Source organism: Dechloromonas sp. HYN0024 (genome assembly GCF_003441615.1).
In the GTDB taxonomy this organism is placed as follows: domain Bacteria; phylum Pseudomonadota; class Gammaproteobacteria; order Burkholderiales; family Rhodocyclaceae; genus Azonexus.
Genome location: NZ_CP031842.1, coordinates 2,534,964 through 2,549,323, shown reverse-complemented (window position 1 = coordinate 2,549,323; position 14,360 = coordinate 2,534,964). Strand labels below are relative to the sequence as shown.

The 14,360-nt window shown below is 60.4% G+C and carries 12 protein-coding genes; 11 read left to right on the top strand and 1 reads right to left on the bottom strand.

The window, feature by feature from the left end:
• The first annotated feature begins 5 nt into the window (after positions 1 to 5).
• Positions 6 to 1,889, top strand: a complete 1,884-nt coding sequence (locus tag HYN24_RS12180; RefSeq protein ID WP_117609498.1) for a TolC family outer membrane protein — start codon at positions 6 to 8, stop codon at positions 1,887 to 1,889.
• 83 nt (positions 1,890 to 1,972) lie between these two features.
• On the opposite strand, the gene HYN24_RS12175 is transcribed toward HYN24_RS12180, so the two are convergent.
• A complete protein-coding gene (locus HYN24_RS12175; RefSeq protein ID WP_117609497.1) occupies positions 1,973 to 2,677 on the bottom strand; it encodes a response regulator transcription factor in 705 nt (234 codons plus the stop codon).
• 158 nt (positions 2,678 to 2,835) lie between these two features.
• Here HYN24_RS12175 and HYN24_RS15960 point away from each other — a divergent pair, with 158 nt between their 5' ends.
• From HYN24_RS15960 to HYN24_RS12130, 10 genes are all read left to right on the top strand, one after another.
• A complete protein-coding gene (locus tag HYN24_RS15960) occupies positions 2,836 to 3,225 on the top strand; it encodes an Hpt domain-containing protein (protein ID WP_162888726.1) in 390 nt (129 codons plus the stop codon).
• Complete coding sequence (locus tag HYN24_RS12170; RefSeq protein ID WP_162888725.1) at positions 3,225 to 5,954, top strand: response regulator; 2,730 nt, start codon at positions 3,225 to 3,227, stop codon at positions 5,952 to 5,954. The genes HYN24_RS15960 and HYN24_RS12170 overlap by 1 nt, the downstream gene beginning before the upstream one ends.
• On the top strand, positions 5,951 to 6,331 hold the full coding sequence (locus HYN24_RS12165) for a response regulator (protein ID WP_162888724.1): 381 nt from the start codon (positions 5,951 to 5,953) through the stop codon (positions 6,329 to 6,331). The genes HYN24_RS12170 and HYN24_RS12165 overlap by 4 nt, the downstream gene beginning before the upstream one ends.
• A 92-nt stretch (positions 6,332 to 6,423) precedes the next feature.
• Positions 6,424 to 6,921 carry a DUF3124 domain-containing protein gene (locus HYN24_RS12160; RefSeq protein ID WP_117610369.1) on the top strand — a complete coding sequence of 166 codons (498 nt, stop codon included), beginning with the start codon at positions 6,424 to 6,426 and terminating at the stop codon, positions 6,919 to 6,921.
• Positions 6,922 to 6,935: 14 nt separating this feature from the next.
• Complete coding sequence (locus HYN24_RS12155) at positions 6,936 to 7,976, top strand: TrkA family potassium uptake protein (protein WP_117609494.1); 1,041 nt, start codon at positions 6,936 to 6,938, stop codon at positions 7,974 to 7,976.
• A 66-nt stretch (positions 7,977 to 8,042) separates the two neighbouring features.
• On the top strand, positions 8,043 to 8,345 hold the full coding sequence (locus HYN24_RS12150) for a c-type cytochrome (protein WP_117609493.1): 303 nt from the start codon (positions 8,043 to 8,045) through the stop codon (positions 8,343 to 8,345).
• Between the two features lie 38 nt (positions 8,346 to 8,383).
• Positions 8,384 to 9,661 carry a nitrate/nitrite transporter gene (locus tag HYN24_RS12145; RefSeq protein WP_240327669.1) on the top strand — a complete coding sequence of 426 codons (1,278 nt, stop codon included), beginning with the start codon at positions 8,384 to 8,386 and terminating at the stop codon, positions 9,659 to 9,661.
• 88 nt (positions 9,662 to 9,749) lie between these two features.
• On the top strand, positions 9,750 to 10,727 hold the full coding sequence (locus HYN24_RS12140; protein ID WP_240327668.1) for an efflux RND transporter periplasmic adaptor subunit: 978 nt from the start codon (positions 9,750 to 9,752) through the stop codon (positions 10,725 to 10,727).
• A 3-nt stretch (positions 10,728 to 10,730) separates the two neighbouring features.
• A complete protein-coding gene (locus HYN24_RS12135) occupies positions 10,731 to 13,946 on the top strand; it encodes an efflux RND transporter permease subunit (protein WP_117609491.1) in 3,216 nt (1,071 codons plus the stop codon).
• Positions 13,943 to 14,167, top strand: a complete 225-nt coding sequence (locus HYN24_RS12130; protein WP_117609490.1) for a DUF2892 domain-containing protein — start codon at positions 13,943 to 13,945, stop codon at positions 14,165 to 14,167. The genes HYN24_RS12135 and HYN24_RS12130 overlap by 4 nt, the downstream gene beginning before the upstream one ends.
• The last annotated feature ends 193 nt before the right edge of the window (positions 14,168 to 14,360 follow it).

Sequence of the window (14,360 nt, the reverse complement as noted above, 5' to 3'; positions counted from 1 at the left end):
CACCCATGAAAATCAAAAAAAGCCTCTTCCTGCTGATGCCTGTCGTATTTCCCCTGTTCGCCATGGCGGCGGAGAATCTGCCGGGTAGCATGTCGTCCCCTTCGACACTCAAGGAAGTGGCGCAAACTGCAGTGCTCAACAGCCCGGAAGTGACGTCCAAGTGGCATGCCTACCGCGCCGCGGAAGAAGAGATCGGCGTGGCTCGCGGCGGGTATTTTCCGCGTGTCGACCTGACCGCCGGCAGTGGCCGCGAAAGCCTGCGCCAGCCGTCGGCGTCAGACCGCGATTACACGCGCAGCGGTTACCTGCTCAGTCTTAACCAGATGATTTTCGACGGGTTCGCCACACGCAATGAAGTGCGTCGCCTCGACAAGGCGCGGATCGTCCGTTATTACGAACTCCTCGATGCCTCCGAAGGTGTCGCCCTTGAAGCTGGCCGCGCCTACCTCGATGTCCTGCGCTATCGCCACCTGGTCGATCTGGCCAAGGATAATTATATTCAGCACAAGGCCACGTTCGACCAGATCGAACGGCGTACCCAAAGCGGTGTCGGTCGTCGTGTTGATACCGAACAGGCAGGCAGCCGACTGGCCCTGGCCGAAATCAACCTGATTACCGAAATGGCCAATCTGCACGATGTGAGCGCCCGCTACCAGCGCCTCATCGGTCGTCAGCCGGCCGATGCCATCGTGCCGCCGAGCGAACTGGGCAGCGGCATCCCGGGGCAGGCCAAGACGGCGCTCGATACGCTGCTGCGGAAAAACCCTGCGCTGCTGGCGGCCACCGAAAATATCGAAGCCAGCCAGTACGAAATCTACGCCCGCCGCGCAGCTTATTCGCCCAAACTCGATTTCCGCGCCCGTACCGACCATACCCGCAACTATCTCGGCGATACCGGTCAGCGTGACTACAACGTGGCTGAGCTGGTGGTCAGCTGGAATCTCTTTAACGGCGGCTCGGATCGCGCCCGTGAAAAGCAGACGGTGGAGAAAAAGAATCTGGCCTTCGATCTGCGTGAAAAGGCCTGCCGCGATACCCGGCAAACCCTCCTCATTGCCTATAACGATGTCCAGCGCCTCAAGGAACAATCGGTGTTTACCTCCCGTCAGGTCACCCTTCTTGAGAAGACCCGCGACGCTTATCGTGACCAGTTCAATATTGGTCAGCGTAGCCTGCTCGACCTCCTCGACACGGAGAACGAACTTCTTGCTGCCCGTCGTTCCAACGTCAATGCTGACAGCGACCTGACCCTCGCCTATCTGCGTACCTACGCCGGCATGGGTACCCTGCTTGAGCGTCTCGGCCTCCAGCGTCTTGATGCCGCGACACCGGACAGCGGCGATCTGGCCGATGTTGATCCGAGCCAACTCTGCCCGAATGATCCGGTCGCCCTCGGTTTGCCTGACCGTGATGCCCTCAATGCCAAGGCCGCAGCCCTCAACGCCAGTCGTACGCAGGTCGTCCCGGTGTCGCCTGTGGCACCGGCGGCTCCGGTCGTGGCCGGCGCCGATGCGCAGGTTCAGGGGCAGGTCAAATCCTGGGCGGCAGCCTGGTCGGCACGTGACTACGCGGCCTACAGCAGCTTCTATGCGCCGACTTTCACCCCGGATGGTGGCCTGACCCGCGAGGACTGGGCCCAGTTGCGCCGTGGCCGGATCTCGGCGCGGGGTGAGATCAGCGTCGATATCCAGGATCTGAAAGTCCGCCTGGACGGCAATGACCGTGCCTTTGCCGAATTCCGCCAGATCTATCAGTCGCGGGGCTACAACGATACGACGCAAAAAACGCTGGAGATGATCCGCGTGAACGGCAAGTGGCTGATCAACCGCGAGACGTCTGTCCCTTGCTCGGGCAGCACCGTGGGGGGCTGCAAGGGCCTGGTCAAGTAGGTATCTTTGGGCCGGCCAGCCGGCCGGCGATGGAAAAAAGGCCATGCGCAAGCATGGCCTTTGTCATTCAGAAGCGGTCCCGCTCAGTTGACGGTTTCTACCTCGGCGATGAAGACATAGCCCTGCGAGCGCAGCGTTTTGATGAACCCGCTGCCATCGGCCTGCTTGCCGAGAATGCGGCGGATCTGGCTGACATGGACGTCGATGATCCGGTCGTAAGGGATATATTCGCGTTTCAGAACGCGCGACAGGTGTTCGCGCGAGAGCGGCTCGAAGGGGCGCTCAAGGAAGGCAGCGAGGAGCGCAAAGGCCGAGACGCCTAGCGGGGTGGCCGCGGCGCCGGTCATGGCGAGTTCGCGCGAGGCGGTATCCAGTGTCCAGTTGCCGAAACGCAGGCGACGCTGATCGCCGCGCGCGGTTGACGGGCGCTGGGTGCGCCGCAGCAGGCCACGGGTGCGGGCCAGAAGCTCGCGCATGTTGCAGGGTTTGGGCAGAAAATCGTCAGCCCCGATCTCGATGCCGATGATGCGCTCAATTTCATCCGAGCGCGTCGAATGGATGAGGACCGGTATGTCCGAACTCTGGCGCAAGAGGCGGAGCAACTCGAGGCCGTCGGCATCGGGCAGGCTTAGATCAAGAATGATGACATCGGGCTTTTCGTCGAGTTGTCGCCACATGGCCGTGCCAGTCTCGGCAAAAATGCTGTCGATGCCGGCTGTAGCGAGGGTGGCACTCAGTACAAGGCGGGTTCCTGGGTCGTCTTCAACGATAAGCGCAGTCTGACGCATGATTCTTCATTTCGATTGAACGATAAAGGAGGAATTGTATGCTCAACGTAAAACAAAGGATTTGTTTTACTATTTTTTAACATTGCATCGTCGCGCCCGGGCGACAATCGACTTTCATACGTAAGTTTTCTGCCTGATTCTTCTTCTAGCGACATTCAATGTCTGTTCCGCGCACTCTGGATGGTTTTGACGTGACCGCCGCCGTTGGGCGCATGCTCGGCGACCCTGCCCTCTGGTGGCAGGCCGTGGGTATTTTTGTTGCCCATTTTGCCAACTGGGCGGAGGACTGGGAGAAATGCGTTGGTAACGATATGCAGGAAAGGAAATGCGTTCACGCCCTGCGCAGTGCAGCGGCAAATGTCGGTGCCGAAATCTTGACGGAAGATGCTGCCAGGCTGGAGAATGTCCTGCTGATGCGGCTGGCCGGCAAGGTCGATCCGGTTCCCGAAGCGTTGCGTCGGCGACTGCTCGCCTCTTTTCAGCAGACCTGGGCGGCAGCCTCGGTAGCCTGGAAATCCTGTTCATCGGATGCTGCGGGGAAGGCTTGATGAGGCAATTACCGACCACGTCGATACGCGTCCGCCTGGCCAGCATCAATTTTTATGTCCTGCTTCTGGCCATTGCCTTCGTGAGTGTCCTGATCTTGTTTACCTCCGGCTGGATGGTGATGCGCGGTCATGTGGCAGAAGGTTATGCCCGTCTCGAACTGCTCGGCGAACGGTTGGCGACGGTTCAGGGTGGGGCTGGCAAGGATGCCTTCGACGAGAAATTTGCCGTTTTGCGCGGCATGCCAAACCTCCATTCGGCAGCTTTGTTCGGTCCGGATGGGGGGGCGTTCCTTGCCTTTAATGGTCTGGGTGGGCGGGATCCGGCACCGCGTCCCCTGGGCGGGATGGTCGCAGGCCATCATTTTTCCTGGTCGAGGATTGATTTTGTCGCCCGCGCAGAGCTGCCCGATGCCTCGTTCGGATGGTTGCGCCTGACGACGGATCTGACCGCTGTCTATCAGCAGTTGCTCGTCTATCTTGCCTTGATCCTGCTGGAAATTGCCGCTGCTCTGGCTATTGCCCTGCGCATGCAGGCCGGGCACGTCGAGAAACTTGTCGAGCCGCTGCAGGATCTGACGCAGCGCATGGGCGAGGTTTCCGTCGGACGGCTGGATATCCGCGCTGCCGCCAGTGAAGTGACTGAAATTGCCGACCTTGCCAATGGCTTTAACCAGATGGTCGAGCAGATTCGCGAGCGCGACCATTGGCTGTCGACCCATCTCGGCAATCTCGAGCAGCTTGTCGAGCAACGAACGCGCGAACTGCGTCTGGCCAAGGAGGCAGCCGAAGCGGGCAGCCTGGCCAAGAGTGAATTTCTGGCGACGATGAGCCATGAAATCCGGACCCCGATGAACGGTGTACTGGGGATGACCGAACTGCTTCTCAGTACCGAGCTGGCGCCGAACCAGCGGCAGTTTGTGGACGCGGTCGAACGTTCCGGGAAACACCTGCTGGGCATCATCAATGACATCCTCGATTTCTCGAAGATCGAGTCAGGCAAGCTGGAACTCGATACCGTCGATTTCGATTTGCGCAACTTGCTTGAGGAGGCGCTGGCGCTGTTTGCCCAGCCGGCCAACAAGAAGGGGCTCGAACTGCTCGCCGACCTACCCCCCCACGAGGCGCTGATCGTGCGTGGCGATGCGTTGCGTTTGCGGCAAATTGTCGTCAATCTGCTTGGCAATGCCGTCAAATTCACAGCAAGTGGCGAAATACTCCTGAGCTTGCGCCTCGTTGAAAATGATGAAAATGGTCTCAATGTCGAGTTGTCGGTGAGCGACACCGGTATTGGCATCCCGCTTGAGGCGCAGCAACGAATTTTCGAACACTTCGCCCAGGCTGATGGCACGACCTCGCGCCAGTTCGGCGGGACTGGCTTGGGGTTGGCTATTTGCCAGCGGCTGGTCGAGATGATGGGAGGGCAGATCAGTCTGGAAAGTCAGCCGGGGCGCGGCGCCCGTTTTGCCGTGGCGCTGTGCCTGCCGCGCGGCAAACTGCCCGATGAGGCGCCGGTGCCATCGGTGGCGACCGTGCAAGGGGGGCGCGTGCTGCTGGTCGACGACACGCCGGCCTATTCGGATATTTTGCTGGCCCGACTCCGGGGGCGGGGTCTGGCAGCCGATGCCGCGGCATCCGGGCTGCGTGCCCTGACGATGTTGAGGGCCGCTCTGGCCGAAGGCAAAGCTTACGAGTTGCTGATTGTCGATATGGAAATGGCCGAAATGTCCGGCCTCGATTTGATCCGTACCCTGCGCGCCGATGACCGGCTGACCACGCTGCCGGTCATTGCATTTTCATCGGCCCCCACCATCAACGAGCAATTGGCTCAGGAGGGGCTGGTGGTCGAGTGCTTGAGGAAGCCCGTGCGGCAAATTGATCTCCTCGCAGCTATCGATGGCTTGCTCAGTCGGCTGGTCCGGCCGGCGAGCCTGCCAGCGGCGGCCAGCCCATCGCTGAGGGGGCGGGTATTGCTGGCCGAGGACAACGAAAGCAACCAGATACTGGCGCGCGCCCAGCTTGAGCGACTGGGTTTGGCCGTGGTGACCGCTGGCGACGGCGAAGAGGTACTCGATATTCTCAAGAGTGAAACAGTCGATCTGGTCCTGATGGATTGCCAGATGCCCAGGCTGGACGGCTTTGCCGCCTGTGCGGCGCTACGCCAGCGTGAGGCGGCGAGCGGCGACTATGTGCCGGTCATCGCCCTGACCGCCAATGCCATGAAGGGCGATCGCGAGCGCTGTGTTGCCGCCGGAATGGACGATTACCTGCCCAAACCCTATAGCGGTGCCGAGTTGCTGGCGGTCCTGGGGCGCTGGTTACCCGCCGATCAGCTGGTGGCTCAGGCAGGCGATGCTTCGCTTGCGGCGCCCGGCGAGTTGGCCGGGCCCCTCGATCCGGAGGCCCTCGAAAAAATTCGGGCCCTCGCGCCGGATGCCCTGGTGCAACGGGTTCTCGTCGCTTATCTGCAAGGCGCCGAGCGCGACTGGCAGCGTTTTGATCAGGGGCTGACCGATGGGGATGCCGATGTGCTGGCTGGCGTCGCGCATTCGCTCAAATCGAGCAGTTTCAATATTGGTGCCAACCGTCTGGCAGAAATGTGCGGCGACATCGAGCAATTCGGGCGGGACGGTGAGTTGCCGCAACTGCTCGCACGAGTTGATAGCTTGCGGGCTGAATGGCATCGCGTCGAGGTTGCGCTGAAACCCCTCATGGCCGGGGCCGCATCATGAGTGCCGGGCCTTGGCGCGTGCTCTTTGCTGATGACGATCCGACGGCTGGGTTCCTCGTGCGGGCGGCGCTGGGCGGTGGTGACTTCGCCCTGACCGTGGTCGACAACGGTAACGATGCCCTGGCCCGGCTCGAGGCCTCCCCGTTTGATATGGCCTTGCTCGATGTCGAAATGCCTGGCCTCGATGGCTTGGCGGTGTGTTCCGCCATTCGCCGGCGGTACGGTGCAGGATTCCCGGTACTGCTGGTGACCGGGCGGACCGATCCCGCATTTGTCGAGCAGGCAGAGCGGCTTTCGGCCACTCGCCTGAGCAAGCCGGTGGACTGGGCGGGCCTGGCTGACCGCCTGCGCACCATGCTGGGCAGCCCGCCGCGGTAACGGAGCCTCGCCTGATTGCCCTGAGGGGCAGGGCTTGTGGCAGAATCGGGGCAAATGGCCTCAAGGCCATGCCGCAGGTAAAGGGAGATGGTATGCAAAATCGGGGATTCTGGCGTGGCGTTCTGTGCGGCGCTGCAATGGCCATTCTGCTGCCGTCGACCGCGGCATTCGCCCAGGACGCACGACCTTCGGCCAAAGGGCAGACGCTCTACCTGCCGATCTACTCGCACATGCTGTATGGCAATCTGGGCAAGAGCGGCAAGGCCTCCCAAGTCCTGTTGTCGGCGCTGGTCAGTATCCGTAATACCGATGGGAAACGTCCGGTCCGCGTCGTTTCGGCCCGCTACTACGACACCAACGGCAAGCTGATCAGCGAGCGGGTTCCCGTCCCGGTGGTTGTTCAGCCTTTCGGTACGCTTGAACTGTTCGTTGAACTGAACGACGCCTCCGGCGGCTCGGGGGCCAACTTCATCATCAAGTGGGAGGCCGAGCAAGCGGTCAGTCCGCCCCTGGTCGAGTCCCTGCATGCCAACATGGATGGTGGCAAGGCGGTGATCTTCATGACCCAGTCGGTGCCGCTGGCCGAGTAAGCGGAGAGTCGCGCGTGGCATCGATCAATACGACACAGGCCGGATATATCTTTCGGCTGGTCTATGTCGCGCTGGGCATGCTGTTTGCCGTGCACCTCTTTGGCACCATTGGCTACATGGTGCTGACCGATAGCAAGTATTCGTGGTTCGACTGCTTCTACATGACCTTCATCACCGTCGCCACCATCGGCTTCGGTGAAATCATCGACATGTCGAGCAATCAGCCGGCACGTGTTCTGACCGTCATCATCGGTATTCTCGGGGCGGGCAATCTGTCGTTGCTCTTCTCGGTCGTTACCGTCGCCCTGCTCGAAACCGATCTCAATGGAACCCTGCGGAGAAAACGCATGGAAAAAGCAATCAAGAAACTCAAGGGTCACTACATTCTCTGTGGCTTCGGCCGTGTCGGGCGCAATATCGCACACGAGCTGGAGGCCACCCACCGCCACTATGTCGGCATCGATGAGGACCTGCACCGGCTCGAGGAGTACAAGGAGCGGAACATGGGTTTCCTTTATTTGAACGGTGATGCCAGTGACGATGACGTGCTGCTGGCCGCCGACCTGGAGGATGCCAAGGGGCTGTTCGCGGTGACCGGTGATGATTCGCGCAATCTGATGATTGTCATCACCGCCAAGCAACTGAAGCCGGAACTGCGCGTCGTCGCCCGCTGTACCGAAACCCGCAATGTCGAAAAAATGCGCAAGGCCGGGGCTGACGCGATTGTTTCGCCAGACTTCACCGGTGGCATGCGCATCGCTTCGGCGATGATCAGACCGCACGTCGTCTCTTTCCTCGACGAAATGCTCAAGTCGGAAAAAAATCTGCGCATCGAAGAGGTGCCGGTGCCGGCTGGATTCATTCCCAAGCCACTCGAGGCCCTGAAATTGCGCAGTGCGAACTACGTATTTCTTGCCGTGCGTGAGCGTAATGGCAGCTGGCAGTTCAATCCCGACAGGGATTTTCTGCTCAAGCCGGGCTTTACGCTGATTGCCATGGCCAGCCCGGTCGGACGCACGGAAATCGAGACGCTGCTGATCGAGATGGCGGCCTGACAGGGCCTGAAGGTCATAAAACAGTTTTATTCGTGCAGTCCATTTAATTTTTACGGGGGAAGAATCATGCAAAAATCAATTCTGTTAACCTGCGCTTTCCTGCTTATTGCCGGCGCTGCCCAGGCTTCACCGGAGCTGGCAAAGGCTAAGAACTGCATGACCTGCCATGCCATCGACAAGAAAATCGTTGGCCCGGCCTACAAGGACATCGCCGCCAAGCGGGCTGGCGACAAGACGGCAGAAGCTGCGCTGACTGCCAAGATCAAGGCGGGTAGCAAGGGCGAGTGGGGCCAGGTGCCGATGCCGCCGAACAACGTCACCGATGCAGAGGCAGCCACCCTCGCCAAGTGGGTTCTTTCGCAGAAATAGGCCCGGTAGCGGCACCCGAAGACAAGGCTGGGAGCAGGATGAAAACACTGACCACGGAACAGATGCGCCGTCGCTGGCTGGCTCTCGGCGTTGTTGCCGTTGCTTACATTCTGTCCTTCTTCCAGCGTTTTGCTCCGGCCGGCATTGCGCCCGACCTGGCCGCCGCTTTCGAGACGTCGGCGGCGTCGCTGGGGGTGCTCGCGGCGACCTATTTTTACGTTTATACCCTGATGCAGATACCGACCGGCATCCTCGCCGATACCCTGGGACCGCGCCGGATTCTGGCGCTTGGCGGACTGGTGGGCGGGGTCGGCAGCTTTCTCTTCGGCATGGCGCCGTCACTTGAGCTGGCGCTGGTCGGGCGGACCTTGATCGGACTGGGCGTGTCGGTGACCTTCATCGCCATGCTCAAGCTGATCGCCGTCTGGTTCGAGGAGAGCCGGTTTGCCACCATGGTCGGCATCTGCATGCTGATCGGCAATCTCGGCTCGGTGCTGGCCGGCGCGCCGCTTTCCGCCGTCGCCCAGGCGACCGGCTGGCGCGGTGTGTTCATCGGGGTCGGTGTTGCCTCGATGCTTCTCGGCGGGCTGTGCTGGATCATTGTCCGCGACGCGCCGGACGGGGGCGATGCCGCGCCCAAGCCCCATGTCGACCGGACGCAGGTGCTTGCCGGGCTGCTGTCGGTGGTCAGGAACCGCGATACCTGGCCAGCCGTCCTGGTTAATACCGGCATGTGCGGGGCGTTTTTTACCTTTGCCGGGCTGTGGGCCACCCCCTACCTGATTCAGGTGCATGGTCTGGCCAGGTCGGTCGCCACTGCCCATTTATCCCTGTGGTTCGGCGGTTTTGCGGTGGGTTGCCTGTTCCTTGGCGGCCTGTCGGATCGCCTGGGGAGACGCAAGCCGGTACTCATCGTGACCTCGCATCTGTACAGCCTGATCTGGCTGATTCTGTTGTCTTGCGTCAGCATGCCGGTTGTCCTTTCCTATCTGCTGTTTGCCCTGCTTGGCCTGACCACGGCAGGTTTCAGCCTGACCTGGGCCTGTTCCAAGGAAGTCAATCCGCCGCTGCTTTCCGGCATGTCGACCAGCGTTGCCAATATGGGGGGGTTCATGACGGCCGCCCTGTTGCAACCTTTTGTCGGCTGGGTCATGGACCTCGGCTGGACGGGAGAATTGGTCAGCGGTGCCCGCGTCTACGATGTCGACACTTGGCGCCACGGGGTGCTGGTGGTCACTGTCTGCGCCATTCTCGGGGCCGCTTCGTGCTGGTGGATCAAGGAAACCCGCTGTCGGAACATCTGGCAGGCAGCCTGAGTAAATCGCTGTCAAATCAATGAAAACCTAGCGCTTTGCTTGTGTGCAAGCTATAAATTAGCGTATGCTTATATTTATGAGAACACACATGCTCCGTCCTTTCCTGCTCGGTTTTTTTTGCCTTTCGACCCTGGCTGTCGCGGTGGAGCCGTTGCCGGTGGTCACCGTTCAGCCTCATGCCGTCGATCTGGCCTTTCCCGCCGACTCGCTGGTTGAGGCGGTGCAGCAGGCAACGGTTGGCGCTCAGGTGGCGGGGCGGGTTCTTGAAGTCAAGGCCGATGCCGGTCAGGCGGTTCGCAAGGGCGATGTGCTGATGCGCATAGATGCCCGTGAGGCAGCCGAAGCGGCGCGGGCAGCTGAGGCGCAGTACGCCAATGCCAAAGTCGGTTTCGAGCGGACGAAAAGTCTTGTTACGCAGAAATTCATGAGCGCTGCTGCTCTTGACAAGGCCAGAGCCGATCTCGACTCGGCAGCGGCCAATCGTGCCGCCGCTGGAGCCGGACAAAGCCACGCCACGATCGTTGCCCCGATGACCGGTGTAATCGCCCGTCGTCACGCCGAGATGGGCGACATGGCGACGCCCGGCAAGCCTTTATTTACCATTTACCAGCCGGGCAGCCTGCGCGTCACGGCCAGTGTTCCTCAATACCGGCTGAAGGCGATGCGGACGGTGGCCAGTGCCCGCGTCGAGTTTCCCGAACTGGGCAAATGGGTTGATGCCGTTAAGGTTCAGGTTCTGCCGACGGCTGATGCAGCTACCCACGTGTCGCTTGTTCGCGTGACCTTGCCCGAAGTGCCGGAGGCGACACCGGGGATGTTTGCCCGCGTTTATTTCGTGACCGGCCAGGCCGAAAAGCTGACCGTGCCTGCCGTTGCCGTGCTGCGTCGTGGCGAGGTCGCAGCGGTCTATGTGCAGACCGCCGACAATCGCCTGTCACTTCGCCAGTTGCGTCTTGGTGAACTTGTCGGGCAAGGTGAAATTGAGGTTCTGGCGGGCCTGTCGGCCGGCGAAAAAATCGTCACCGATCCAGTTCGGGCCGGCATCCAGTTGAAGTCGGCAAACTAAGCGATGCGCCACGAAACAAGCTCGCTCGGCATCTCCGGGCGGATCGCAGCAGCCTTCCAGAACTCCCGGATGACCCCGCTGCTCGCCCTGGTCGCCTTTCTGCTCGGGGTTTTTGCGACGCTCGTCACGCCGCGCGAGGAAGAGCCGCAGATCGACGTGACGATGGCCGATGTCATGATCGCCTTCCCGGGGGCTTCGGCCAAAGACGTCGAGAGTCTCGTGGCGCGTCCGGGCGAGCAGGTGCTGTCGCGGATGCACGGCGTCGAGCACGTCTATTCCGCCTCCCGTCCCGGCATGGCGGTGATTACCGTGCAGTTTGAGGTCGGCGTCAAATATAACGATGCGGTCCTTCGCCTCTACGATACTGTCAATTCGAACAGTGACTGGCTGCCGGCCAATCTTGGCGTCATGACCCCGGTTATCAAGCCGCGCGGCATTGATGATGTGCCCATCGTGGCGCTGACTTTCTGGACCAAGGACCCGGCGCGTTCTGCCTACGATCTCCAGCAAGTGTCGCGGGCTACCGAGATCGAATTGAAGCGGATCAAGGGGACGCGTGACATTGCCACCATCGGCGGCCCGGATCACGCTATCCGCGTGCTCATGGATGGCGAGCGGATGAATGCCTTTGGCGTCACGCCGCAGGATATCGCTGGCGCGCTCAAGGTTTCAAATGCGCTGCAGTCTTCCGGAAGTCTGACTGCCGGTAACCGCGAAGTACTGGTCCAGACCGGTACCTATCTTGAATCGGCGGCTGATGTGAAGCAATTGGTGGTTGCCGTGCGGGGCGATGCCGGCGAACGCAAACCGGTATACCTGAGTGACGTGGCGACCGTTGATGATGGACCGGATCAACCCCGACGCTACGCCTGGTTTGGCGATCAGAGCGGGGAGTTCCCGGCCGTGACCCTGCAGATTTCCAAGCAGCCCGGGGTCAATGCGGCCGACGTGGCGAGTGCTGCCATCAGCCGTATCAACGATCTCAAGAACTCGGTCATTCCCGAGGGCGTCGAGGTCACCGTGACACGTAACTATGGCGCGACGGCGACGGAAAAGGCGCAAAAGCTGATCGGCAAGCTGATTTTTGCCACGGCCTTTGTCGTACTCCTGGTTTTCTTTGCGCTGGGCAAACGCGAGGCTTTGATTGTCGGTATCGCCGTTACGCTGACTCTGGCCGCCACGCTGTTTGCCTCCTGGGCCTGGGGTTTTACGCTCAACCGGGTTTCGCTGTTCGCGCTGATTTTTTCCATCGGCATCCTGGTCGATGACGCCATTGTCGTGGTCGAGAATATCCATCGCTGGCAGGCCTTGTATCCCGAAAAGAATTTGTTCGAGATCATTCCGCCTGCCGTCGACGAGGTTGGCGGCCCGACTATCCTGGCGACATTGACGGTTATCGCGGCACTGCTCCCGATGGCATTTGTGTCCGGCCTGATGGGGCCGTACATGAGTCCGATCCCGATCAACTCGTCGATGGGCATGGCCATTTCCCTGGCTGTCGCTTTCGTTGTCACGCCCTGGCTCGCGGCGCGGCTGATGAAGTCGCACGGGCATGGCGATGGTGCCCAGCCATCCAGCCTCGATGCCCGTCTTGACCAAACCTTCCGCAAATTGCTGACGCCCTTCCTCGATCCGGTGGGCGGTGCAGCGGCGCGGGTCAAGCTGGCCATTGCCGTGGTTCTGCTCATTCTTGGCTCAGTGTCGCTGGCCTACTTCCAGCTCGTTGTTCTCAAGATGCTGCCATTTGATAACAAGAGTGAATTCCAGGTCATTCTTGACATGCCGGTGGGAACGCCGGTCGAAGAAACGGCGCGTGTCCTGCATGAAATCGGCGGCGAACTGGCCCTCGAGAAGGATGTGACGAACTATCAGGCGTATGCCGGTACGGCCAGCCCGATCAATTTCAACGGTCTGGTTCGCCAGTATTACCTGCGTGCCGCACCGGAAAAAGGCGACATCCAGGTCAATCTGGCCGACAAGCACCACCGTTCGCGCCAGAGTCACGAGATTGCCGTTTCCCTGCGGGATCGCGTCGAGGCCATTGGCCAGAAGAATGGCGGGGTGGCCAAGGTGGTCGAAGTGCCGCCCGGGCCGCCGGTCATGTCGCCCATCGTCGCCGAGATTTACGGCCCGGACATGAAGGGGCAGATGAGCGTCGGCAAGCAGGTGCGGCAGGTCTTTGCCACGACGCCGGATATTGTCGCGGTAGATGACTATGTCGAAGCTGATGCCCGCAAGGTCGTGCTGCATGTGCTCCAGGGCAAGGCGGCGCAACTCGGGGTGGCACAGAGCGACATCGTCGAGGTGGTTGGCATGGGGCTGGCCGGGCAGGATGTGACGCCAGCCCGCAATACCGAATCGAAGTTCGAAATCCCGGTGCGCGTCACGCTGCCCGCGGAAAAACAGTCCACCCTTGATGCCCTGCTCAAATTGCGCGTTCGCTCGCGCGACGGCCAACTGGTACCGGTCTCGGAGCTGGTTGAGGTACGCGATGTGGCGCGCGAGAAGGCCATTTATCACAAGGACCTCCTGCCGGTCGTCTATGTTGTCGGCGACATGGGCGGCAAACTCGATTCACCCCTCTACGGCATGTTCGATATTCGTCGCCAGATCAACGGCATGGCGCTCAAGGAGGGTGGGACGCTGGGCGAATGGTTCATCCGCCAGCCCAACGACCCGTACGCTGGCTACAGTGTCAAATGGGACGGTGAATGGAAGGTGACTTACGAAACCTTCCGCGACATGGGGCTGGCCTATGCCGTTGGCCTTATCCTCATCTACCTGTTGGTGGTGGCTCACTTTGGTAGCTACCTGGTGCCACTCATCATCATGGCGCCGATTCCCCTGACCATCATCGGCGTGATGCCCGGTCATGCCTTGTTCGGTTCGCAATTTACCGCTACCTCGATGATCGGCATGATCGCGCTGGCCGGCATCATCGTCCGCAACTCCATCCTGCTCGTCGATTTCATCAAGCTGCAGGTGGCAGCCGGCATGCCCTTCCGCGAAGCGGTCGTCCAGTCAGCCGCCGTGCGGGCCAAGCCGATTGCGCTGACCGCACTGGCGGCCATGCTCGGTGCCATGTTCATCCTCGACGACCCCATTTTTAATGGTCTGGCCATCAGCCTGATCTTCGGCATCATGGTGTCCACCCTGCTCACGCTGGTGGTTATCCCTGTCCTCTATTTCTCGGCTTTCCGCAAGGAGCATCAACAATGACCATCGAACGCATCATCCGCATCATGGCGGGTTCATTCATCCTTCTTTCCCTGGTGCTGGGTATCGAAGGCAGTCCGATTTTCGTCTCCCAATGGTTTCTCGCGTTTACCGCCTTCGTTGGCTTCAACCTGCTGCAAAGTGGTTTCACGGGCTTTTGCCCGCCAGAGCTTCTGCTGGCCAAGATGGGCGTAAAACGCAGTAACGGCAGCTGCGGGAGCTGATTAGCCGTATCTGCCAACAGGTAAAACGGCATACCCATTTGGCGTGCCGGTATGTGAATTGAGTTTTGCTGTGAAACCAGTTTAAAAAAACTTCGTGAAACATTGTTTTTATTGAGTTAAACTGGATTTCACATACTTAAAATACGCAAAGCTCCGTGACTCAGAATCCGGTTTTCGCCGGCCATAAACTCGT